The sequence below is a fragment of the Oceanicaulis sp. LC35 genome, assembly GCF_052055585.1.
Classification (GTDB): Bacteria; Pseudomonadota; Alphaproteobacteria; order Caulobacterales; family Maricaulaceae; genus Oceanicaulis.
Map to the genome: position 1 here is coordinate 1,905,001 of NZ_CP170485.1, position 20,701 is coordinate 1,925,701.

24 protein-coding genes and 1 tRNA gene are annotated in these 20,701 nt (G+C 63.2%); 12 read left to right on the plus strand and 13 right to left on the minus strand.

Annotated elements, in window-relative coordinates; genetic code table 11:
• Positions 1–211 precede the first annotated feature (211 nt).
• Both ACFELO_RS09045 and ACFELO_RS09050 read right to left on the minus strand, forming a co-directional pair.
• Entirely contained in the window at positions 212–643 is a 432-nt protein-coding gene (locus ACFELO_RS09045) for a CBS domain-containing protein (protein WP_440957439.1), read from the minus strand.
• Between the two features lie 72 nt (positions 644–715).
• A complete protein-coding gene (locus ACFELO_RS09050; RefSeq protein WP_440957440.1) occupies positions 716–1,429 on the minus strand; it encodes a rhomboid family intramembrane serine protease in 714 nt (237 codons plus the stop codon).
• 83 nt (positions 1,430–1,512) lie between these two features.
• Between ACFELO_RS09050 and hfaA the strand changes: the two genes are divergently transcribed.
• The 3 genes from hfaA to hfaD are packed head-to-tail and all read left to right on the plus strand — an operon-like array spanning position 1,513 to position 4,091.
• Positions 1,513–1,971: a holdfast anchoring protein HfaA gene (hfaA, locus tag ACFELO_RS09055; RefSeq protein WP_440957441.1), complete on the plus strand. Its 459-nt coding sequence runs from the start codon at positions 1,513–1,515 to the stop codon at positions 1,969–1,971.
• Positions 1,961–2,950: a holdfast anchoring protein HfaB gene (hfaB, locus tag ACFELO_RS09060; protein WP_440957442.1), complete on the plus strand. Its 990-nt coding sequence runs from the start codon at positions 1,961–1,963 to the stop codon at positions 2,948–2,950. The genes hfaA and hfaB overlap by 11 nt, the downstream gene beginning before the upstream one ends.
• The gene (gene hfaD, locus ACFELO_RS09065) at positions 2,865–4,091 is read left to right on the plus strand and encodes a holdfast anchor protein HfaD (RefSeq protein WP_440957443.1); all 1,227 of its coding nucleotides are present in this window, start codon (positions 2,865–2,867) and stop codon (positions 4,089–4,091) included. Before hfaB ends, hfaD begins: the two co-directional genes overlap by 86 nt.
• A gap of 144 nt (positions 4,092–4,235) precedes the next feature.
• On the opposite strand, the gene ACFELO_RS09070 is transcribed toward hfaD, so the two are convergent.
• Positions 4,236–5,135 (minus strand): hypothetical protein, encoded by a 900-nt coding sequence (locus tag ACFELO_RS09070; protein ID WP_440957444.1) that lies wholly within the window; start codon positions 5,133–5,135, stop codon positions 4,236–4,238.
• A 213-nt stretch (positions 5,136–5,348) separates the two neighbouring features.
• On the opposite strand from ACFELO_RS09070, the gene ACFELO_RS09075 reads away from it, so the two are divergent.
• The 4 genes from ACFELO_RS09075 (at position 5,349) to ACFELO_RS09090 (ending at position 8,733) form a co-directional block, all read left to right on the plus strand.
• Complete coding sequence (locus tag ACFELO_RS09075) at positions 5,349–5,909, plus strand: PAS domain-containing protein (protein WP_440957445.1); 561 nt, start codon at positions 5,349–5,351, stop codon at positions 5,907–5,909.
• Between the two features lie 56 nt (positions 5,910–5,965).
• Positions 5,966–6,580 (plus strand): PilZ domain-containing protein, encoded by a 615-nt coding sequence (locus tag ACFELO_RS09080; protein WP_440957446.1) that lies wholly within the window; start codon positions 5,966–5,968, stop codon positions 6,578–6,580.
• Between the two features lie 137 nt (positions 6,581–6,717).
• Positions 6,718–7,242 (plus strand): DUF4339 domain-containing protein, encoded by a 525-nt coding sequence (locus ACFELO_RS09085; RefSeq protein ID WP_440957447.1) that lies wholly within the window; start codon positions 6,718–6,720, stop codon positions 7,240–7,242.
• A gap of 159 nt (positions 7,243–7,401) precedes the next feature.
• Positions 7,402–8,733 (plus strand): OmpP1/FadL family transporter, encoded by a 1,332-nt coding sequence (locus ACFELO_RS09090; protein WP_440957448.1) that lies wholly within the window; start codon positions 7,402–7,404, stop codon positions 8,731–8,733.
• 64 nt (positions 8,734–8,797) lie between these two features.
• Here the strand turns inward: ACFELO_RS09090 and ACFELO_RS09095 are convergent, their stop codons facing one another.
• Positions 8,798–9,322, minus strand: coding sequence for a gamma carbonic anhydrase family protein (locus ACFELO_RS09095; protein WP_440957449.1), 525 nt, complete (start codon positions 9,320–9,322; stop codon positions 8,798–8,800).
• A 330-nt stretch (positions 9,323–9,652) separates the two neighbouring features.
• Between ACFELO_RS09095 and ACFELO_RS09100 the strand changes: the two genes are divergently transcribed.
• Together ACFELO_RS09100 and ACFELO_RS09105 are read left to right on the plus strand one after the other, a co-directional pair.
• A complete protein-coding gene (locus tag ACFELO_RS09100; protein WP_440957450.1) occupies positions 9,653–10,408 on the plus strand; it encodes a PhoH family protein in 756 nt (251 codons plus the stop codon).
• Positions 10,409–10,474: 66 nt separating this feature from the next.
• Entirely contained in the window at positions 10,475–11,149 is a 675-nt protein-coding gene (locus ACFELO_RS09105) for a 3'-5' exonuclease (protein ID WP_440957451.1), read from the plus strand.
• Between the two features lie 60 nt (positions 11,150–11,209).
• Here the strand turns inward: ACFELO_RS09105 and ACFELO_RS09110 are convergent, their stop codons facing one another.
• From ACFELO_RS09110 to ACFELO_RS09125, 4 genes are all read right to left on the minus strand, one after another.
• Positions 11,210–11,437: a DUF3126 family protein gene (locus tag ACFELO_RS09110; protein ID WP_440957452.1), complete on the minus strand. Its 228-nt coding sequence runs from the start codon at positions 11,435–11,437 to the stop codon at positions 11,210–11,212.
• An 83-nt stretch (positions 11,438–11,520) separates the two neighbouring features.
• The gene (gene cysE / locus ACFELO_RS09115) at positions 11,521–12,351 is read right to left on the minus strand and encodes a serine O-acetyltransferase (RefSeq protein WP_440957453.1); all 831 of its coding nucleotides are present in this window, start codon (positions 12,349–12,351) and stop codon (positions 11,521–11,523) included.
• A 34-nt stretch (positions 12,352–12,385) separates the two neighbouring features.
• Positions 12,386–12,994: an NUDIX domain-containing protein gene (locus ACFELO_RS09120; protein WP_440957454.1), complete on the minus strand. Its 609-nt coding sequence runs from the start codon at positions 12,992–12,994 to the stop codon at positions 12,386–12,388.
• Between the two features lie 15 nt (positions 12,995–13,009).
• Positions 13,010–13,729, minus strand: a complete 720-nt coding sequence (locus ACFELO_RS09125) for a TetR/AcrR family transcriptional regulator (RefSeq protein WP_440957455.1) — start codon at positions 13,727–13,729, stop codon at positions 13,010–13,012.
• A gap of 137 nt (positions 13,730–13,866) precedes the next feature.
• Here ACFELO_RS09125 and ACFELO_RS09130 point away from each other — a divergent pair, with 137 nt between their 5' ends.
• Entirely contained in the window at positions 13,867–14,493 is a 627-nt protein-coding gene (locus ACFELO_RS09130; protein WP_440957456.1) for a nitroreductase family protein, read from the plus strand.
• A gap of 127 nt (positions 14,494–14,620) precedes the next feature.
• Here the strand turns inward: ACFELO_RS09130 and rpiA are convergent, their stop codons facing one another.
• Genes rpiA through glmU form a run of 3 tightly spaced genes read right to left on the minus strand, consistent with a single transcriptional unit; the run spans position 14,621 to position 18,161 of the window.
• Positions 14,621–15,328: a ribose-5-phosphate isomerase RpiA gene (gene rpiA / locus ACFELO_RS09135; protein ID WP_440957457.1), complete on the minus strand. Its 708-nt coding sequence runs from the start codon at positions 15,326–15,328 to the stop codon at positions 14,621–14,623.
• Complete coding sequence (locus ACFELO_RS09140) at positions 15,325–16,800, minus strand: NAD-dependent succinate-semialdehyde dehydrogenase (RefSeq protein WP_440957458.1); 1,476 nt, start codon at positions 16,798–16,800, stop codon at positions 15,325–15,327. The genes rpiA and ACFELO_RS09140 overlap by 4 nt, the downstream gene beginning before the upstream one ends.
• A gap of 2 nt (positions 16,801–16,802) precedes the next feature.
• Positions 16,803–18,161: a bifunctional UDP-N-acetylglucosamine diphosphorylase/glucosamine-1-phosphate N-acetyltransferase GlmU gene (gene glmU / locus ACFELO_RS09145; protein WP_440957459.1), complete on the minus strand. Its 1,359-nt coding sequence runs from the start codon at positions 18,159–18,161 to the stop codon at positions 16,803–16,805.
• Between the two features lie 149 nt (positions 18,162–18,310).
• On the opposite strand from glmU, the gene ACFELO_RS09150 reads away from it, so the two are divergent.
• Positions 18,311–19,006, plus strand: a complete 696-nt coding sequence (locus ACFELO_RS09150; protein WP_440957460.1) for an HAD hydrolase-like protein — start codon at positions 18,311–18,313, stop codon at positions 19,004–19,006.
• Here the strand turns inward: ACFELO_RS09150 and ACFELO_RS09155 are convergent.
• Positions 19,003–19,221 carry a phosphoglycolate phosphatase gene (locus ACFELO_RS09155; protein WP_009803406.1) on the minus strand — a complete coding sequence of 73 codons (219 nt, stop codon included), beginning with the start codon at positions 19,219–19,221 and terminating at the stop codon, positions 19,003–19,005. The genes ACFELO_RS09150 and ACFELO_RS09155 overlap by 4 nt on opposite strands.
• 282 nt (positions 19,222–19,503) lie before the next feature.
• On the opposite strand from ACFELO_RS09155, the gene ACFELO_RS09160 reads away from it, so the two are divergent.
• Positions 19,504–19,578: transfer RNA gene (locus ACFELO_RS09160), tRNA-Val, on the plus strand.
• 65 nt (positions 19,579–19,643) lie between these two features.
• On the opposite strand, the gene ACFELO_RS09165 is transcribed toward ACFELO_RS09160, so the two are convergent.
• Positions 19,644–20,588 (minus strand): oxygenase MpaB family protein, encoded by a 945-nt coding sequence (locus ACFELO_RS09165; RefSeq protein WP_440957461.1) that lies wholly within the window; start codon positions 20,586–20,588, stop codon positions 19,644–19,646.
• Between the last annotated feature and the right edge of the window lie 113 nt (positions 20,589–20,701).

A 20,701-nucleotide genomic window follows, 5' to 3' on the forward strand; every position in this document is an offset into this window, starting at 1 on the left:
TTTCGGAGAGGCTCAGCAGTATGGAGCGATTTGCGCCCGTCGGCAAGATCAATCTTCAGAAGATTTTCACTGGCCGCCGGCGCGTCGTTGTTCCCGCCGCCGAGGAGTGGGGGTGTATCCGCCCCTCCCCCGGGACGCAAGCCCGAATGGGAGTCAAACTGCAGCTTTGCGCAGCAGGTCGCTGTGAAAGCCTGTTCCGCCTCTGTGGGGACTAGGCCCCCTCTATATAGGCCTTGAGACTTTCCGCTTCCGCCTCGGCATGGGCGATCTTGCGTTTGACCACGTCACCAATGGAGACCACGCCGATCATACGGCCCTCATCCATGATGATGAGGTGGCGCACCCGCTTTTCCGTCATGAGCGACAACAGGGCGTCGATGCTGTCAGACGGGCTGGCTGTAATCAGCCCCCTGCTCATCACGGTCTCCACCCGTTCAGACAGGGCGGCCGGTCCGGACGCCGCGATTGTGCGGGCCAGATCCCGTTCAGAGAAGACGCCCACAGGCTGATCCCCCCCTTCGGTGACGATCACGGCGCCCACCTTGTATTGTGCGAGCGCGACAGCGGCTTCCTGAAGTGTCTGTGTCGGGCGAAGCGAGAATACGGTCGCCCCCTTGTCGTCGAGTATACGCGCAGCAGTCATGCGGGCCTCCCTGACTTTTATGATGGGAGTATAACCACACCCGATCCCTCCTTCATAGAGAGAGCCGGACTCTCACCGACGAACGGGCGAGCGCAGCGCACGCACGAAGGCCGGATAGGCGAACATCCCCACCAGAAGGCCGCCCACATGCCCCGCCCAGGCGATCGGCACGGGGAACACCAGCGTGGCGAACGCCAGCGCCAGGTTCAGTCCCAGCCAGGGCAGCGCCAGCTGATACATGCCCGCACGCCCCCCGCGCGCCCAGCCGGCCGCCGCGATCAGTCCGGATATGGCGGTAGACGCGCCAGCCATTGTGGTCGGCGTATTCAGATGGGTCAGCTGGTGCAGAAGCGCTCCGCCGATCGCACAGGCAAAGAAGAAGAGCACGAATCCCAGATCCCCGCGCAGACCCGGTCCGAAAGGACGGCGCACAGCCGGCCCCACCGCCACCAGGACACCCAGATTGAGAAGAAGGTGCCCCCAGCCCGCATGGACGAAGACATGCAGCACATAAGGCGTCAGTCCGAACACTGGCGCGGGCGGAATGGCATCGACCGCCGCGCCGGTCCGCAGCGCGCCCGCCCAATAGATCAGCGCATGCACCGAGCCGCCGCTTCCGAAAGACAGGGATTCAGCAAGCTGGACCGCCAGGATGAGCGCGGACAGGAGGATCACCACACCCGGCATCGCGTTGAACAGAGGTTCGCGCGGCGGCTTGGGCGGCTGCGGGCCTGCACCCTCGCCTTCGGGGTCATCCTGGGACAGCGGGGGCGGCGTGGCGCTCATGAAGCTTTCCTAGCGTTGTGAAGCGTTTGGCATGGCCATTGCAGCCTGTCAGCCAAACCGTCTTCAAAGAGGACACATAAGGCATGACCCGTCAGCTTAAAGTCTGGCTCTGCGCTTCCGCCGCGGCCATTTTCGCAGCGACCGCCGCAATGGCTCAGTCCACCGCTCCCAATCCCTCGGAGTGGAATCGTCCCTATGGTCAGGCCTATGGCTCTGAAGGCCAAGCTTATGTCGGCGCACGCGTCGGCGGCAACCGGGTGGTGCTCAACGGGATCATCCAGTCCGGCGTGGGCGTCTCCGCCCAGGCCTACGCCATGACCCAGACCGGCGCCGGCGTCGGCCTGTCGAGCCAGAACCAGTCGGGCCTGTTCGCCTCGGCGGGCGCAAGCGCGATCGGCAACCAGCTCAATGTGGTGGTCAACGGCAATTACAACACCGTGGTGATCAACAACCGCCAGATCAACAATGGCGACATCTCCGCCAATGCTGGCGCGGCCGCAAACAACCAGTCCTCTCAGGGAGAAGCCGCCAATGACCGTTAAGCGCCTTATCGCCGCCGCGGTGTCCGCGCTGTCCCTGACTGCGTGCGCCACCTCGACGCCGGGCACGGACGGGCTTTACGCCACGCCGACCGGCGGCGCGCCGGTGACCCCGAACCCGACACCCTATTCGGACGCGCTGGTCTGCCTGTCCGGCTATGCGCGCCAGCACGGCCAGGCCGCGCCCCGCGTCGCTGTGGGCCGGATTGCGGACTATACCGGCCAGATGAACCCTGAAGGCGGCACCCGGGTCACCCAGGGCGCATCCCTGATGGCGATCAGCGCCTTCGCCAAGGCCGGCGCGCGTCTGGTGGAGCGTTTTGACACGTCTGTGGCCGAGCTTGAACTGCGCTACGCCAACAACCAGCTCATCGGCGACGCCGCCGAACAGGATGGCTACCGGCAGATCTATGCGGGCTCGATTCCCGGCTCTGACTATTATCTGGTGGGCGGCATCACCGAGCTGAACGCCAATATCCGGTCCAACGGCCAGGATGTGCTGGCGGGCGACAGTGTGGATTCCGATCCGTCCGGCCTGTTCTCGCGTCGCATGTATGTGATGAATGTGGGCCTCGACCTGCGCCTCATCGATTCGCGTACGCTCGAAGTGGTCGATGTGGTCTCCTATCAGAAGCAGATCATCGGCCGCGAACTGTCCGCCGGCGTTTTCGCCTTCTTTGGCGATGTGGTGCTCGACGCGTCCGCAGGCGGTCGCTCGCTCGAGCCGATCCAGCTCGCCGTGCGCTCTGTCATCGAACGCGCCGTGCTGGAGATCTCCTCCCAGCTTTATCAGGTCTCGCCGGACCAGGTCTGCGCCTTTGATGACCCGATCGGCCCGTCCAACATTACCGGCGGCGTTCAACTGAACACCGCCTACGCCCCCACGGAGGCTCCCTATGTCCAGGCTCGCACGAGTGTTGATCGCGGGCACCAGCGCCGCGACGTTGATATCCGCAGCCAGCTTCGCGGAACCTATCAATAAGGTCGAGCTGGACCAGGACCAGACCGGGCCTGTCTCATCTGAGGACATCCTGAATGCAGACGGCGTGCGAGACATGATCTCCACCGCCGTCGCTCAGGGCAATTCAGGCACGGGCGCCCTGTCCGGTGACAGCGAGATTTCGGGAGCACAGACGCTGAATGGCTCTGTGAGCGCGCAATCTCTGCTGAGCGCGAACGGGGTCTGGGCCAGCGTCATCAGTACGGCCACCGCACAGGGCAACGCCCTGACCGCGAGCGTGGAAGATGGCGCTCTCAATCTCGATCTCAACCAGACGGCGGGCGCCGGTCAGGTCTCGGCGCTGTCGCGCCTGCGGATCACCGATTACGCTGCCCATACCGTTCAGACCGCGTCCAGCGCCGTGAACGCCATCCAGACCAGTGCGGAAGGCGGGCAAACCCTGTCGATCCGTCAGGCAAGCGCCGCAGATTCCCGCGCCGAGGCCCGGGTCGAAGCCGCGAACGCGGAAATCGAAACCAGCGTTGTCGGCGCCGTGGCGGCGGGCAACAGCCTGATCTCTACGGCGGAAGACGAGGATTCGTCCCTGACTCTGGACCAGTCCCAGACCGGTTCGACGACTGCGATCGCCCATGCCGAGGTTGGCAATGCGGACTGGGGCGTCACGGCGGCCTCCCAGGCGGCCGGCAACACAGCGACTTTCCAGAATGATTATGGCGACAGCCAGACGGGCGGCGTGCAGTTCAATTCCGGCGAGGTGCGGTCTGAAACCGTGATTCTGGCGGACCAGTTCGCCAATGGCTACGCCACGGGCTCGGCCAATGCGGTGGGCAACTCGGTCCTGACGTCCACGATCGGCGCCAACACCTATCAGGGCGTCCAGCAAACCAATTCCGGCGATGTCATCGCAAATGTGACGATGACCGGCGGCGCGGGCGGCGGTCTGGGATCCGTGCTCAACGCCACCGCGATCGGCAACGCCCAGTCCGCCTATGTCTGCGCGACCTGTCCGGTGGGCGTGACCGGCGAGATCAACCAGATCAATTCCGGCGCCATCAGCGCCAGCTCGGTGACAACGCACACTGGTCAGGTCCGCACCATGACCAGCTCCGCCACCGCCGTCGGCAATGCGGCGACCTTCGCCACGCAAAACCGCGGAAACTGATCCACACACTATACCCACCCAACTGACTGGCCGCTCGCGCAAGGAGCGGCCTTTTTCTTGGCCGGATTCAGCTCTGACAGCGGCACAAAAAGCCCCGAAGGCGGAACCTTCGGGGCTTTGTTCATTCAGCCATGACGAGATGGGTTAGTGATACCCGCCTACGCCGCCATCGAGCATCAGGGTCATCGAGCGACGCTCATAGGATTCGCTGCGGCGTTCGACGGTCTCGGTATAGTGCTCTTCATAGCGATACCAGACCAGCTTCACGCCCGGACCATGCAGGCGGAGCAAGGAGCGCTCATTGCAATTACGGCGGTGTTCCTGCGGCGCGCAGAACAGCTCGCCGCCGCGGCCATAGCGCAGGGCTTCGCCTTTCTGGCACTGGATGGAGACGCCGTCGAAGCGATCTTCCCCGCCTTCGCGCCAGCCCAGCGTCGCCTGAAGCGCCGTGCCAGCGACACACCGGAAAATCTCGCCTTCAAAGTCCGGCGTCACTCGCTCGTCCGCATCGGGACGCGAAGCAGGATGCGGATTGCCGCTATCATCCATGCAGTACGCCCGGACCAGGCGCCATTCCTCAACCCAGCGCGACCGCTCTTCTTCAATGAGCTCGTATTCGCTTTCACCGGCCAGACGCAGACCCGATACGGCGGTCGCCGCCGGGGCCGTGCCGCCGCCATAATATCCGCCGCCGCCATAGATGATGGTCGCGCCGGAACGGGCAGAGGCCGTCGCAGTGGCGCCGGCATAGGCGTTAGCGCTGACATTGACGTTGACCGAGGTGTTCACGTTCACCCCGCCCATATTCACGGTCGTGCCGCCCACATGCACGCTGGGCGCGCCGATATTGATGCTGGGCGTGCCGATGACCGGACCGCCCGGATGCGTACAGCAGGGCGGAGGCGGCGGCGGGGCGCAGCAGGGATCGCCGCCAGCAGCCGTCGTCAGCGTTACAGCCTGGGCCGCTCCTGTCAGGGCGGCGGACGCCAGAAGGCTCGCGGCCAGAGCAGACAGGGCGGAAGCGTATCGTGTTGAAACGCGCATGGCGGTCTCCGTTCTCACTTGCGCGTAACCTTGCAAGACAGAGGCCGAACTTCCGTTTCTCGTCCCGGGCGGAATTGCACCTGTCTCAAATGGGGTTGGCAAGCAGCTTGCAGACTGTCCCGCCAACACACGGTCGCGCCCTCACCGGCGCCGTCCCGATACGGACGGAACAGACCGCGGGGGGACTATGACGATAGAAAAGGGACGGCGCTCGTGAAGCACCCGAACACACAGACCTTGCTGGCTTACTGGCATTCCCGTCGGCATGACGAAGCTGCGCCTCAACGCGCAGACATTGCGCCTGAAGATCTGGGTTCGCTCCTGTCGAACCTCTTCTTGCTGCGCCGCATGGATCAGGGCCACCATGTGTTTCGCCTGGCCGGGACAGGTCTGTGCCGCATGCATCAGCGCGAATTTCGCGATCAGAACTTTCTCAGCCTCTGGCAGGGGCATGACCGGGTGCATGTCTCCGCCCTGCTGGAAGGCGCCCTGTCGACACCCGCGCCCGCCAGCCTCGTAACCGAAGCGGTCAGCCTGGACGGGGATCGGACCGATGTCGAAATCGCCCTGCTGCCCCTGCGCGGCCCTGAAGGCTGGCTGGACCGGGTTCTGGGACTTTACCAGCCTTTGACCCCGCGCCCGGCCAACACCCGCCCCATCGTCCGACACCGCCTTCAGGCGCTTCACCCGGCGCAATGCCCGGCGCCGCACTATTCGGCTTTTTCCGCGCCGAGCTTTGAATCCGTTGGATTACGGGTCGCGAACGACAGTTAAGCTAGCGAAGTATTAAGGCTGCCACCCTAGGCTTTTGGCACTGTGCCGAGGGTGAAATGACGCGATCCTTAGACTTGGGCGCCCGACTGGACCGCCGGAAAATCAAGATTGCTGCGCGTGGCGCCGAAGAGCGCCGCCGTCACCGTCGTGTGCGTCTGACGCTGGCGGGCCGCGGCCTGTCACCCAGCGCCGGCGAGTTCACCTGCACCCTGGTCGACATTTCTCCGGGCGGCGCCCGGATATCCAGCAAGACCCCGCCCGAAAAGGGCGAACGCGTTGTCTTGCTGTTTGACGGCCTGGGCCGGCTTGAAGGCGAAGTCCTTCGCGCCGGACGTTCAGGCTTCATCGTCCGCCTGCAAGGTTCCCAGCGCAAACGTGACCGGCTGGCGGACGCCATTACGTGGCGTTTCAATATGCAACGCCTGGGTCTGGACGAAGACCGCGCTGCGCCCCGCAAACCCGGCCGGGGCCGCGCCAAGATCCGCCTGCGTGACGGCGTGGTCATTCAGGCAGATGTGATCGACGTCTCTATCAGCGGCGCCGCCTTCGCCTGCCTTGAACGGCCGCGTCTTGGAGAGGTTGTTCGCGTCGGCGACATGCAGGGACATGTCGCACGATGGCTGGACAATGGCTTCGCAGTAGCGTTCGATCCCTCTACCGACCGGAGTTGAGGGCTCCGGATGGTATTTCAGGGTGAATGCATGACAGCGTCACTTTGAAACACCATATATCGAGGGGTACGGCCCGTTTCTTGCCTGTGTAAGGTTCACGCCTACGGCAATAGGGCCCTTGGCCGGGAGAATTACAGATGCCGCGCGACGACGGAATCGCCATGTCCTGGTTTGTGAAAGTGGAAGGCCGTGTCTACGGACCTTACACGGGTGCGCAAATGCGCGCCTTTGTGGGGGAAGGACGCGTTGCCGCCCACTCCACAGTTTCAGAGCAGCGCGACGGTGAGTTCCGCGATGCCCGCGATGTGCCCCAGCTGAAAGCCTGGCTGGATGAAGCGCGTCGTGCGCCTGGCGAGCGTCGCCCGATGCCGGCGGACGCCCGCACGTCCAATTTCGTGATCGTGGCCGACCTCAATTCCGATAGCCGGGGCGGTTTTGAATCCGCCTTGAAGGATTTCGGTGAAGTGGAAGCCATTACCCCGGGCGTCTGGTTGCTGCGCGGCGCCGCAAGTGCAGCCCATCTGCGCAACGAGCTGAGTCACCTGCTGGCGCGGGACGACAAGCTTCTTGTCGTAGACGCTTCACGGGATCGTTCTGCATGGTTCAATCTGGGCCGAACTGCAGATCAGCGCATTCGCGACCTATGGGGCCGTCGCGACTAGGGAATTTCCTGCTGCGCTTGCTGCTTTGCAGCAACCTGCGACATCACAACGCTGTCACAGGTCTGTTTTTATACGTTGCACTGAATGTTGCAGATGCACATGTGTGCACCCAACGTGCGATACCGCGCGCGTATAAAAACACCAAGCGGAGGACTCCCCATGCTTCGTCTCAACAGCCTCGCCACCCGTCTGGGTCTGGCGGCCGGTCTCGCACTGTCCGCAGCCTCCCCGGCGCTTGCTGGCGGCTTCAAGCTCTCTGAATATTCTGTCCGTGACCTGGGCATGGGCCATGCCGGTTACGCCGCGCTCGCCGATGACCCGTCCACGATCTGGTCCAACCCGGCCGGTCTCGCCCGTCTTGACGGCACCCAGATCCAGATTGGCGCGCACGCCATCATCGGTCAGGGCGACTTCACCAATGCTGGTTCGGTCGACGTTCTGGGGCGTCCGCTGGGCGGCACCGAAGAGAATGACCTCTTCAACGACGCCGTCATCCCAAACTTCTACCTGTCGCACCGCCTGAACGACCGTATCGTTCTGGGTCTGGGCGTGACCGCGCCCTTCGGCCTCGCGACCGAATACAATCAGGACTCTGTCACCCGCTTCCAGAGCGTGAAGAGCTCCCTGAAAGTGGCCGAAATCAACCCGTCCATCGGCTATCAAGTGAATGACCGCCTGTCGCTGGGCTTCGGCGTCTCCGCCCAGTATTCTGAAGCGACCCTCGCCAACCACCTTGATTTCAGCGCCATCTGCCTGGGTCAGCTGACCCCGGCCCAGTGCACCGCCACCGGCTTCCTGCCGGGCCGCCCGGAAGGCTATCTGCGGGTCACCGGCGATGACTGGGCGTTCGGCTGGAATGTCGGCGCGCTCTATGACCTGACCGAGACCACCCGCGTCGGCGTCTCCTATCGTCACAAAGTGGACCACAATCTCGAAGGCGAAGCCGATTTCGGCGTGCCGGCGAACGCGGCGCTCTTTGCGCCGGCCTTCACCGACACCGACGGCTCTGCAGAGCTGAACCTGCCGGCCGAGCTGGCGGTCAGCCTGGCGCATCAGGTCAATGACAAGCTCTCCCTGAACGCCTCTGTGGTCTACACCTTCTGGGATTTCGAACGTCTGGTCGTCGAGTTCGAAAACCCGGCCCAACCCGATGCGGGCGAAACCCTCGGCTATGACGATGAAGTGCGTTACGCGGTGGGTGGCGAGTACGCCTACAACAGCCGCCTGACCCTGCGTGCGGGTGTGGCTTACGATCAGTCCCCGACCGAGAACGAGCACCGCACCACGCGCGTGCCGGACTCTGACCGCACCATCATCGCGCTTGGCGCGTCCTTCCAGGCGACTGATTCCATCCAGATCGATGCGGGCTATCAGCACCTGATGTTCGACGATGCGCCGATCAACCATGTCGGCGCCACGGGCGACCGCGTGGTGGGTGACTATGACAATGTCGCCGACATTGTCGGCCTGTCCCTGACCTGGCGTCGCTAGGCTTCAGTCAGATCTGAACAGAGACGGCGCCGCAGGATGATCTGCGGCGCCGTTTTATTTTGGCTCAGACCGCTTTGAGCCCCTTGGCGTAGCGCGCGGCGTTCTCGGCGTAATGATCGGCGCTGGCCTTGAGCATTTCCGCCACGCCCTCCCCGATCTCCTTGACCACCTTGCCCGGCGCGCCCATCACGACCGAGCCGTCCGGGATCTCCTTGCCCTCGGTGATCAGCGCATGTGCCCCGATGATGCAGTTCTTGCCAATCTTCGCGCCGTTGAGAATCGTCGCGCCAATGCCGATCAGCGAATAATCACCCACCGTGCAGCCATGCAGCATGGCCTTGTGACCGACCGTCACGCCTTTGCCGAGCGTCAGCGGGAAGCCCATATCGGTATGCATGACCGAGCCGTCCTGGACGTTTGATTCCTCGCCGATCGTGATCAGCTCATTGTCCCCGCGAAGGACCGCACCGAACCAGACCGAGGCGCGCGGAAGAAGTTTTACACGACCAATCAGGGCCGCATCGGGCGCAACCCAGGCGCCCTCCTCGCTGATCTCGGGCGTCGCATCGTCCAGTCTGTACAGGGTCATAGAGGGCCTCCCAGGGTGTTGCGCCGCACAATGTGGCGGCGATTTTTCGTCTTTGTATCGGATATGAGACGAGTAGACTCATACTTCGTTAGGCGTCCAACATGACACTGTGCTTGCGATTCGAGATCAAGTTTCGATTCGCTTCGCACGCGCCGCATGGCGCTGGATGTGTGAAGGAGGACGTGATGGCGTACGCGCCACCTCAAGCTGGAACGACCCCGCCGCCCGGTGCGCCGATGTCGTTTGAGTCTCGCGCTTCTGAATTCACTGCTTTGATCACCCCTCCGCTGCCGCGTGAGGGGTTTTTTCTTGTCTCTTGGAGGGCCTGACATGCGTAAACGAGCCACCAAACGCCGCCAATCCGGACACTTCAACGCTGAAGCCTATGAGGAAGATAAAGTCCGCTCGCTCTTCCCCGGGACCAGCTGGTCTCCCGATGACAAGGAGCCCATGCGTGATCAGAGCTACACAAAGAACGTCAAACCGCGCTCGAAGAATCAGGCCGAGCTCATGGAGTCCATTGATTCCCACAATCTGGTGATGGCGCTTGGCCCGGCGGGGACCGGCAAGACCTATCTCGCCGTCGCCAAAGGGGTCGAGGCGCTTGAAAAGGGCGAGGTTGGACGAATCGTCCTCTCCCGTCCCGCCGTGGAAGCGGGCGAATCGATTGGCTTCCTGCCCGGCGCCATGGAAGAAAAGCTCGCGCCCTATCTGCGCCCGCTCTACGACGCGCTGGCGGACCGGCTGAGCCCCAAGCGCCTCAAGGCGCTGATGGCGGAAGGCCTGATCGAGATCGCCCCGATCGGCTATATGCGCGGACGCACGCTGAACAACGCCTTCGTGGTGGTCGATGAGGCGCAGAACTGCACCTACGCCCAGCTCAAGATGCTGCTGACCCGGCTGGGCTGGAACTCCACCATGGTAGTCACTGGCGACCCGGCGCAGACCGACCTTCTGCCCGAAATGTCAGGCCTCGCCACCATCGCCGAGAAACTCGAGACGGTGGACAATATCGGCGTGGTCCGTCTCCAGAAGGAAGACATCGTGCGTCACCCGCTGGTCGCCAGCATGTTGACCGTGTTGTAAAAAATTCAATCTCAAACCTGAGAAGAGCCGGTATCAGTCCGGCTCTTCTTTTGTTTGGAGCCTGCCATGAACCGCCTGCTTGCCCTGATCGCAGCCAGCCTTGTCAGCCTGGTCCTCACCTCGCCGCTTCGCGCGCAGGCCCCCTGGCCGGCCGAAGCGCCTGAGAGCTGGGGGCTGGCCATCGTCGATGTCGAGACAACGGGGCTGGAGCCCGGCGAGCACGAGCTGGTCGATCTGGGCGCGATCTATACCGATGTCCACGGCAACGAGCTGGGCCGGTTCTTCGTTCGGGTGATGCCGGACCACCCCGAGCGCGCCGGCGAGATCGCGCGATCCATCAACGGCTTCTCCGAAGAGCGCTGGCAATCGCTGGGCGCCATCAGCCAGGCAGAGGCCGCCGCGCAATTTCTGGCGTTTCATGAGCAGATGAGCACCGAGCGCCGCTTTGTCTTCACTGCCTACAACGCCAGCTTTGACCGGGGCTTCGTGGACGCGTGGCTGAATGCTCATGGTTCCGATTTTGAAGCGCTCTACACGTACTTCGCACTGGATCTGCCATCTGTCGCCTGGGGCGCGGGCGCCATTGATCTGGTCAACGCAGATGTCGCTGCGGCCTACGGCGTAGAAGCGGAAACCAGCGACCCCATGCTGCACACCGGCCTGTCCGGCGCGGAATGGAATCTCGAGCTCTACCGCGCCATGCTGGCGGCCGGTCACGGGCCCGCCGCGCAGAACCGCTAAAGAAAAGCCCCCGCAACCAGGCTGCGGGGGCGCTTTTCATATCGACAGGTCGAAAGAGGCCTAGATGCCCTCAAGATCGATGTCGAGGATGACCAGCTCGAAGGAATAGGACACTTCGCCCTCTTCCACGTTTTTGGACACCACGCCGAGCAGCTCGGAGTCGATGTAGATTTCCGCGCACTCGTCAGCGCGCTGGCGCAGACGCACGGCCAGCTTCGGATTCAGTTTGCTGCGCAGGAAGGTTTCGACTTTTTTCGCTTCAGCGGCAGTGAAAACGGGAGCGGCCACGGCTTTACCTCTTCAAAGATGGATCAACGAGTCAGGCGCACCCTAGCGTTCTTCCTGCGCAGGGCAACACAAAGGGCGCAGGCCTAGCTGTCCTCGCCATTGGAGGCGAAGGTCTGATCCATGGTGCGAGACGGCTCGGCGCAGCGCCCCCCCACCGGTTTGGCGGGCACGCCCGCAACGGTGCAACGAGACGGCACATCCGCCAGAACAACTGAACCCGCCGCAATCCGCGCTTCAGCGCCAACCGTGATATTGCCCAGCACTTTCGCGCCCGCGCCGATCAACACGCCATTGCCGATCTTGGGATGGCGGTCCCCGCCATCCGCGCCGGTCCCGCCCAGCGTCACCTCGTGCAGGATCGAGACATTGTCGCCCACCACGGCGGTCTCACCGATCACCACAGACGTGGCGTGGTCGATCATGATCCCCCGGCCCAGCTGGGCGGCGGGGTGAATGTCCACACCAAAGCGTTCCGACATCCGGCTCTGCATATGGAACGCCAGGCTGTCGCGCCCGTCGCGCCACAAACGGTGGGCGATGCGGTAGCACAACAGGGAATGGAAACCCTTGAAGTAGAGGAAGGGCTGCAGGAGCGACCGGCAGGCGGGATCCCGCTCATCCACCGCCAGCATGTCCGCCGCCGCTTGCTCGACCAGATCGTGATCCGCTTCCAGCGCCGCCTTGGCCACGTCATGGACCTGCAGGGCGTCGAGCTGGGAATCACTCATCTTGGCGGCCACACGGTGCGCAAAGGCTTCGGTCAGCCCGTCATGGCGCAGGATCGCTGCATTCAGGAAGCTCGCCAGCATCGGCTCTTCAGCTGCGGCGGAGGCCGCGTCCAGACGCAGGCGGTTCCAGACAGAACCGGCGAGCGGCGGCGTTTCATCGAAGACCTGGGTTTGCGCGAGGGTCATCGGTGACTCCTGTGATGGTCGCGTGTCAGGGCGTCTAAGCTTCATCAAGCCCGGACAGGATGGAACGGGACAGTCCGGGGTCAAGAGCGCCACGACGCGCTTTTTCAACCGCAGCCATCAGCATGATCAAGGTGAAACCGTCCCGAATTGATCCTGAAATGGCCATCTCCAGCGCCTCGCGCAAGGGCAGGCGCCGCATCTGCATGTCTGCTTCCGTCCCCTCGCGATCGGGATCGCCTTCGCTCAGGCCCCAGGCGATGTAGCTGTAGGCGCGTTCATTGGTAATCGAGTTGGAGACATCAAACTCTGACAACTCACACCAGTCCGACGCCTTGAGGCCGGTTTCCTCTTCCAGTTCCCGCTTCGCCGCGTCCAGTGGCGGCACGTCCTCCGCGCCGCCCCCCTCAGGCAATTCCCAGGACCAGGCATCGAGCGCAAAGCGATACTGGCCCACCAGCATGGTGTCGCCATTCTCAAAGACGGGCAAAATGCCGATCGCGACGTTCTTGGGCTCAACCACACCATAAAGGCCGGGCTGGCCGTCCGGGCGGAGCACGTCGAACTCGCGCACTTTCATCCAGGGATTTTCATAGCCCAGACGCTCGGTCAGAATCGTCCATGGGCCGCGCTTGCGCTCAGTCATGGCGCACCTGCCCGATCAGAAGCGTTCGCCCGCATCCAGCCGCTCCACAAGCCGCGCTGTGCCCAGCCCGCGCAGAATTGTGTCGGCATGGAAAGTGATGAGGCGGTCGAGCTCGGCGCGCACATGCTCTTCACTGAGACCACAGGAATTGGGCTCATGATCACTCAGCACCGGCAAGGCGCAGGGAAATTGCGGGATGGTCACCGCCAGCTGGGTCAGACCATGGGTCGCCGCCCAGACCGACTTCGCCGCAAGCTTGAGGTCGAGCGGTCGGAACCAGCCCTGCTCGATGCTCAGCTGGATGATGCGATCCAGGTATTCCGCCACGGCATAGGCGTAGGTCTCTTCCGGATGGTCATCGATATCCGGGAAGGACGAGAAGGCCAGCTTGTAATGGCCTGGCTGCTCCAGCCCTGTGTCCACATAAGCGCGAATACAGGCCGACCCCAGCATGGGGCCGACTTCCACCTCCTCGCCGACCGCCTTCATCCGGTCATGCAGGCGCTCAAAGAAACTCTCGCGAATCTCGCGGAACAGCGCTTCCTTTGAATCAAAATACTTGTAGAGCGCCGCCGGAGAGTAATCGATGCGCTCGGCGATGCGGCGCATGGACAGCCCCGCTTCGCCTTCTTCGGTGAAGATCGCTTCTGCGGCATGGATGATCGCATCGCGCACCTTGCGACGGCGACGTTCCGCCGGGCTGAGCGCGTCTTCACTGACTGCGGTGATGGTCACTTCCCCAACTTCCCCGGATCCGGCGCCGCGGCCTGCGTCTGACAGGCCCTGACTTGATCGCACTATGCTAACCTACAACGTATAGCGACGTTTCACGTATACGGTCAAAAACTCCGCTTCGAAGTCAAAGGCAGATCATGGCCACTTTCACCGCCCCGACCTTTCCAAATCCCGGCGACACGGTCAGCCTGACCGGCCCCAGCGCCGAGACGCTCACGCTGATGGCGCAGCGCCGCTCGACGCTCGCCAAGGATATGGGCGAGCCCGGCCCCAGCGCTGAACAACTGGACACGCTCTTGAAGATCGGCGCCCGCACGCCCGATCACGGCAAGCTGTTTCCCTGGCGCTTCATCGTTTTTGAAGGTGAGTCGCGCGCCGTGTTCGGGGAGAAGCTGGAAGCACGCTTCCGCGATATCGAGCCGGACGCCCCGGCGGAACGGCTGGAACTGGAACGCACCCGCTTCCTGCGGGCGCCCGTCGTGATCGCGGTCATTTCCGACACGGACGAGATGCACAAGGTTCCCGAATGGGAACAGATCCTGTCGGCAGGGGCTGTGTGCCAGAACCTTCTGATCGCCTCCGCCGCCATGGGCTTTGGCGCGCAATGGCTGACCGAATGGTATGCCTTTGACAACCCCATGAAGAGCGCGCTGGGCCTGCAACCGGGCGAACGTGTGGCCGGCTTCATCTATGTGGGCACGCCGCAAGTCCCGGCGCAGGAGCGCCCCCGCAAGGACCCGCGCGTGACGCACTGGGCGGGGTAAGTTTTCTTCCCTAACAATGAAACCCCGGCCAAGCGCAGCGCTGAGCCGGGGCCTCGTGCAGGATAAGGTGCTAGAAGCGGAGGGAGGTCCCGGGTCTCGCTATGCTCGCCCGGGATTTCAGCATCCCCTAAAGCTCGAGCACCCGGGCGCCGTCTTCCTCGCCAACGATCACGGCGCGGGCGAGGTTGATGAACAGGCCATGCTCGACAACGCCCGGAATGGCGTTGAGGCGGGCCGCAACCTGTTCGGGGTCAGACAGCGCAGCACAGGCGCAATCCAGGATGTAATTGCCGCCATCGGTGATGAACGGGTCATTCCCGTCGCCCCGGCAACGCAGTTTCACATCCGGGCGGACTACGCCAGAGGCGGTCAGCGCGTCATAGACCTTCTTGGCGGTGATGGTGAAACCGAATGGGTCTACCTCGACCGGCAGGGCGAACGCGCCCAGCGTTTCCACCAGCTTGGTTTCATCGACCACCACAACCATCAGGTCAGAGGCGTGGGCGATGATCTTCTCACGCAGCAGGCACCCGCCGCCGCCCTTGATCAGGCGGAAACGGCCGTCCACTTCGTCCGCGCCGTCAATCGTGACATCGATCTTGTCGGCCTGATCCACTTCCAGAAGCGGCACGCCGGCTTCGCGCGCGACCTTGGCCGTGTTTTCCGAAGTGGGAATGCCCTTCACATTGGTCAGCGAGCCGCTTTCCAGCGCCGCCCCCAGAAGACGCACAAAGATGTCCGCCGTGGAGCCCGAACCGAGACCCAGCGTCATGCCGTCCTCGACAAACTCGAGAGCCGCCTCGGCGGCGCGTGTTTTCTGTTCGACCGCGCTCATTGATCCACTCCCGCCAGCAGCACGAACTTAAGTTCGGTGAATTCCTCGACGCCCCATTTTCCGCCCTCGCGGCCAATGCCGGATTCCTTGACCCCGCCGAACGGGGTGGCGGGCGAGCCCACCATCGGGGCATTCACCCCGATCATGCCGAAATCAAGCGCTTCGGAGATGCGGTGCACCCGGCCCACATCCCGCGTGTAGACATAGGCGGCCAGGCCATAGGGCGTGCCATTGGCCAACTCGATCATCTCGTCTTCGGTCTCAACGCGATAAACGGCGCAAACCGGGCCGAAAATTTCAAAACACGCCAGCTCCAGCTCGAAATCCGTCCCGCCCTCAATCAGGGTCGGCGCGTAGAACGATCCGCCTAGCTCATCCGCCAGCGATTGTCCGCCCGCATGGATGACGGCGCCGCGCTCACGCGCGTTGTCGACCAGCTTGCTCACTCGCGCCACGGCTTCGTCATGGATCAGCGGGCCCACGGTGACGCCTTCGGTCAGACCATCGCCCACCTTGATGGCGGAGATGCGCTCTTTCAGCGCCGCGATCAGCTTATCGGCGATGGGCGCGTGGGCGATGATCCGGTTGGCGGACACGCAGGTCTGTCCCGAGGCGCGGAATTTCGACGCGACCACGCCATCCGCAGCCTTCTCGATATCCGCATCATCCATGATCAGGAAGGGCGCATTGCCCCCCAGCTCCAGCGCCACGCGCTTCACAGTGCTTGAGGCCTGCTTCATCAGAAGTTTGCCCACCGGGGTCGAGCCGGTGAAGCCGACCATACGCACCTTGTCAGACTGGGTGAAGACATCGCCAATGGCCGGGGCGTCGCCGGTGATGACGTTGAAGACGCCATCAGGGAAGCCCGCGCGCCTGGCCAGCTCCGCCAGCGCCAGCGCCGACAGCGGGGTTTCCGGGGCCGGTTTGACCACCACAGTGCAGCCCGCCGCCAGAGCCGGGGCGCATTTGCGGGTGATCATGGCGGAGGGGAAGTTCCACGGCGTGATACAGGCGACAACGCCGATCGGCTGATGGATCGTCCAGCCGCGCGAACCGGGGAACGGGGTCTGGATGGTTTCGCCGTGACTGCGCTTGGCTTCTTCGGCCGACCATTCGACAAAGCCCGCGCCATAGACCACTTCGCCGCGCGCCTCGGGGAAGGGCTTGCCCATTTCAGCAGTGATCAGATGACCCAGATCGTCGGCATGCTCGATGATCAGGTCATGCCATTTCTTCACCAGCTTCGCGCGCTCGAACACAGAGGTGTTCTTCCACGTCTTGAAGGCCTCGGCGGCGGCGTCGATCGCGGCTTCGGCGCCCTGGGCGCCGACATCAGTCATCTGCGCCAGCACAGACCGGTTGGACGGGCTTGTAACCTCGATCCAGGGCTCACCCTTGACCCAGGCGCCATTGATGAAGGACTGAGTCTGATACAGCGCCTTGTCCTTGAGACGATCTTGAAGCTCGGTCATGGCTATCCCTTCTTGGCTTTGTCTTTTTTGGCGGACATGGCCCGGCGGAAACGCGCGGCCCAGCCGTCCTTGTTGGTCTGCTTGGCGCGCGAGACGGCCAGAGCGTCCGCGGGCACGCTGTCGGTGATCACGCTGCCCGACCCCGTCATCGCGCCATCGCCTATGGTCACCGGGGCCACCAGCGAGGAGTTCGAGCCGATAAAGGCGCCCTCGCCGATCACCGTCTGGTATTTGAGGAAGCCGTCATAATTGCAGGTGATGGTTCCCGCGCCGATATTGGCCTTCGCGCCCACCGTCGCATCCCCGATATAGGAGAGATGGTTCGCTTTCGCGCCCTCCCCCAGCACCGCTTTTTTCACTTCCACGAAATTGCCGACCTTGGCGCCGGTCTTCAAAACCGCGCCAGGGCGCAGTCGCGCATAGGGGCCAACCTCGCAGCCACCGGAAACCTGCGCGCCTTCCAGATGGGAATAACCGCGAATGCGCGCGCCGCTCTCGATCACCACGCCCGGTCCGAACACCACATGGGGTTCGATCACCACATCGTTCTCGATCACGGTGTCATGGCTGAAATAGACAGTTTCGGGCGCAACCAATGTCACCCCGTCCACCATGGCCTGATGCCGCGCGCGCTGCTGGAAGGCGTGTTCTGCGGCGGCGAGATCCACGCGGGAGTTCACGCCCAGCACCTCATCCGCGCTCGCCTTGACCGCTTTCGCCGGCAGGTCACGACCGCGCGCCAGGCCAACAAGGTCCGTGAGGTAGTATTCGCCACTGGCGTTCTCGTTCGTCACCTCGGCCAACAGTTCGAACATCAGTTTTGACGGCATGGCGAGGACGCCGGAATTGCACAGCCCGACCATGAGCTGCTCAGGGCTCGCATCCTTGGCCTCGACGATCGCATCCAGACCACCCTCGGCGTTCTCGATCAGGCGGCCATAGCCGCCCGGCTCTTTCGGCTCAAAGCCCAGCACGGACACCGCAGCGCCCGCATCCAGCGCTGCGAACACCTCTTCCACAGTCTCAGCGGTGATCAGCGGCGTGTCGGCATAGAGCACAATCACATCGCCCTCGAAGTCCTTGAGCGCATCCTGCGCCTGCTGCACGGCATGGCCGGTGCCCCGGGGCGGATCCTGCAGCGCCGTCAGCGCACCCGCAGCTTCCGCCTTCTCCTTCACCTCAGGCGCATGCGCGCCCCAGACCACCACCTTGCGCTCGGCTTTCACCGCATCCGCCAGCACCAGCGACCAGTCCAGCATGGATCGGCCGCCAATGGCGTGCAGCGGTTTGGCCTGAGCCGATTTCATACGCTTGCCATGACCGGCGGCGAGAATGACGGCGGCGCGGGGACGAGAAGACATGAGCCGGGCTCCCAGAAAACGTCAGGTCCGTGAGGTGAGGAATCTCAGGCGCTTTTAACGCCTGAGCGCTATAGCCTATCGAGAACCCGGACGCGACCACGCAGGCGCGTCACATTCGCTGAAGTCTTTGAAACCCAATGTGAGGGCCCATGCTCACTTCCCTATCCGGCGCCCGCATCGCCTTTGATCTTGATGGAACGCTGGTGGACACCGCCCCCGATCTGGTGCGGGCGCTCAATGAAAGCGTGGTTCCGCTGGGGTTTGAGCCGGTGCCGCTGGAGGACGTGCGCGCCATGGTGGGCCGCGGCGCCAGAGCGCTGATCGAGCGCGCCTTCGAGCGTGAAGGTCGTCCGGCGCCCGAGGCGGATCTCGTGAGCGAACGTCTGACGGTGTTTCTGGATGCCTATCGAGCTGACATCGCCCGGCACTCGCGCCCGTTCGAGGGCGTTGAAGCGGCGCTTGATTCGCTGGCGGAGGCCGGCGCACGCCTGTCGGTCTGCACCAACAAGCCGACGCAGCTGGCGATTCCCCTGCTGGACGCGCTGAACATGCGCAGTCGATTCGAGCGGGTCATCGGGCCGGAAGACGCTCCGGCGAAGAAACCCGATCCGTCCCATCTTCTGGTCGCGGTGGGTGGAGAGCCGGTCGATCACGCCTGCGTGCTGGTGGGCGATTCCGAACCGGACGCGCTGGCGGCGAAGGCGGCGGGCGCCGGTTCAGTGATTTTCGAGGGCGGTTATAGCGAAAAGCCGGCCCGCACACTGGGTGCGGACCGGCTTTTTGAAGCGTATGGCGCTTTGCCCGGCCTGCTCGCCGAGCTCATCGACACACGAAAAGGCGCTTAGGCGCTGCGACGATCCGAAGACCGGTCGTTTGCCGGGCGCGGCATGCCATTGACCATGTTGGAGCGCACGTCGGTGCGGGCCGAACGCATGGCGGGCATGAAGCCGGCTTCGGTCAGTTCGATGTTCACGTCGTAGCCACGCTCTTTCCAGTACGCTTCAATGCGTTCTTTCAGACGGAGCGCGCCTTCACGGGTGCAGAAGTCATTGGTGGCCATGGGGAGAAACCTCCTTCAAACACGCGCAGCAGCTCGCGTGCGTAGGGTTCGTTATCATTTGGAATTCTTAGCCGCAGACCGAAACAGCCCGGCGGCGAGACGCGGGTCTATAAGTGATATTTGTTCTTGACGAAAGTATGACGGGCCATTTTTTCGAAAAAAAATTACGCAACCGAGGAAAATTCGTAACTTAGCGATCCATGCGCTGCATACGATCTGCGTTTCATCGGCTGGGACCGCTTGACCGCCCCCGGTCCTCATCATAAAACCCGCGCCTCTTGAGGGCGATTAGCTCAGCGGTAGAGCACTTCGTTCACACCGAAGGGGTCACAAGTTCGATCCTTGTATCGCCCACCAATAAGCCTGAAGAGGCGCGAACCCCGGCTCGATCGAGCCGGGGTTTTTGCTATGCGGTCGCAGTCTCAGCCCCTCAGCCGATAACGCGCCTGAACCATCGGGTGGGCCTCCACCTCGATATGGGCCGAGCTGCGCGCCAGAAAGCGGATCAGTTTATGCTCGGAACCTGACAAGCGGCCTTCCCCACGCAGCTCCAACCGCGCCTGCACTTGTTCAGGAACGATGGAGATCGCCGCCCGCACCAGACTGCCCTGGATCGGCCTGATGGCGGCGGGAACAGCTCGAGGCGATCTTATCACCCCCAGAAAGTCATCCAGGACAGGATTGGGCGCCAACTCTGGAAGCTTGGCGTCGATCAGGGCGCGGGCTTCGGCCTGAGTTCGAGGCGGCTGTGACACTCCATAAAGTCGCGCGCTTACTTCCGCTTCCGCGTAGGCGTCGGACTGGGCCTCCTCATCGAGTGGTTCCACGAACCGGTCATAGGCGGTCACAAAGCCATAACTCGCCGTCAGCTGCACCCAGGTCAGAAGCGCATCGTCATTGGCGAAGTAAGACGTTCCCGAAGGCGTTTCGCCCCGCACCTGGTCGTGCATCTCGACCACATGGCCAATGACCTTCTCCGCCACACTTTTCGCTGCGTAAACGGTCACCATGGCCGCCAGGCCAGTCCTTTGCATCCGGGCCAGCGGATCGCGCTTGAAATCGGTGTGGTCCCAGACTCCATAGGCGATGCGCTCGTCTCCAAACTCCATGATGACGGCCGCTACGCCGCCTATGAACAAAGAGATCGGGCTGGCGAAAATCCGCCATGAAACGCCCTCCGCCGGTGTCAGCGCCGGTTCGCCCGACGGCGCACGAAAGTCGACCCTCGGACCGTTTTCAGGCTGCAAGAAAGACTGAAATCCCTTCCCGGTGACGCTTTTGAGGGGCCAGCTAGACAGAGACCGCCCAAGGGCTGCGCTAAAGGAAAAATCCTGATTGTCCGACTTCATGGTGGCTCCGCCCTTCATTCCAGGCGACTAACGCGCTTTCCCTTCGATCCGTTGCGCGTTTGCGTCCAACAAATCGCGATGCGGCTGGCCGTCGCACTTGCGAGACGTTCTCAGAAGTGGCAGTGAGTACC

Bases quoted from the DNA above. Each gene is read 5' to 3' on its own strand.
- ACFELO_RS09045 (WP_440957439.1), bottom strand. From the start codon at position 643: ATGACTGCTGCGCGTATACTCGACGACAAGGGGGCGACCGTATTCTCG.
- glmU (WP_440957459.1), bottom strand. From the start codon at position 18,161: ATGTCTTCTCGTCCCCGCGCCGCCGTCATTCTCGCCGCCGGTCATGGC.
- ACFELO_RS09120 (WP_440957454.1), bottom strand. From the start codon at position 12,994: ATGACTGAGCGCAAGCGCGGCCCATGGACGATTCTGACCGAGCGTCTG.
- hfaB (WP_440957442.1), top strand. From the start codon at position 1,961: ATGACCGTTAAGCGCCTTATCGCCGCCGCGGTGTCCGCGCTGTCCCTG.
- ACFELO_RS09090 (WP_440957448.1), top strand. From the start codon at position 7,402: ATGCTTCGTCTCAACAGCCTCGCCACCCGTCTGGGTCTGGCGGCCGGT.
- ACFELO_RS09155 (WP_009803406.1), bottom strand. From the start codon at position 19,221: ATGGCCACCAATGACTTCTGCACCCGTGAAGGCGCGCTCCGTCTGAAA.
- ACFELO_RS09150 (WP_440957460.1), top strand. From the start codon at position 18,311: ATGCTCACTTCCCTATCCGGCGCCCGCATCGCCTTTGATCTTGATGGA.
- hfaD (WP_440957443.1), top strand. From the start codon at position 2,865: ATGTCCAGGCTCGCACGAGTGTTGATCGCGGGCACCAGCGCCGCGACG.
- ACFELO_RS09085 (WP_440957447.1), top strand. From the start codon at position 6,718: ATGCCGCGCGACGACGGAATCGCCATGTCCTGGTTTGTGAAAGTGGAA.
- ACFELO_RS09130 (WP_440957456.1), top strand. From the start codon at position 13,867: ATGGCCACTTTCACCGCCCCGACCTTTCCAAATCCCGGCGACACGGTC.
- ACFELO_RS09070 (WP_440957444.1), bottom strand. From the start codon at position 5,135: ATGCGCGTTTCAACACGATACGCTTCCGCCCTGTCTGCTCTGGCCGCG.
- ACFELO_RS09100 (WP_440957450.1), top strand. From the start codon at position 9,653: ATGCGTAAACGAGCCACCAAACGCCGCCAATCCGGACACTTCAACGCT.
- ACFELO_RS09050 (WP_440957440.1), bottom strand. From the start codon at position 1,429: ATGAGCGCCACGCCGCCCCCGCTGTCCCAGGATGACCCCGAAGGCGAG.
- ACFELO_RS09165 (WP_440957461.1), bottom strand. From the start codon at position 20,588: ATGAAGGGCGGAGCCACCATGAAGTCGGACAATCAGGATTTTTCCTTT.
- ACFELO_RS09105 (WP_440957451.1), top strand. From the start codon at position 10,475: ATGAACCGCCTGCTTGCCCTGATCGCAGCCAGCCTTGTCAGCCTGGTC.
- ACFELO_RS09080 (WP_440957446.1), top strand. From the start codon at position 5,966: ATGACGCGATCCTTAGACTTGGGCGCCCGACTGGACCGCCGGAAAATC.
- ACFELO_RS09140 (WP_440957458.1), bottom strand. From the start codon at position 16,800: ATGACCGAGCTTCAAGATCGTCTCAAGGACAAGGCGCTGTATCAGACT.
- ACFELO_RS09095 (WP_440957449.1), bottom strand. From the start codon at position 9,322: ATGACCCTGTACAGACTGGACGATGCGACGCCCGAGATCAGCGAGGAG.
- hfaA (WP_440957441.1), top strand. From the start codon at position 1,513: ATGACCCGTCAGCTTAAAGTCTGGCTCTGCGCTTCCGCCGCGGCCATT.
- rpiA (WP_440957457.1), bottom strand. From the start codon at position 15,328: ATGAGCGCGGTCGAACAGAAAACACGCGCCGCCGAGGCGGCTCTCGAG.
- cysE (WP_440957453.1), bottom strand. From the start codon at position 12,351: ATGACCCTCGCGCAAACCCAGGTCTTCGATGAAACGCCGCCGCTCGCC.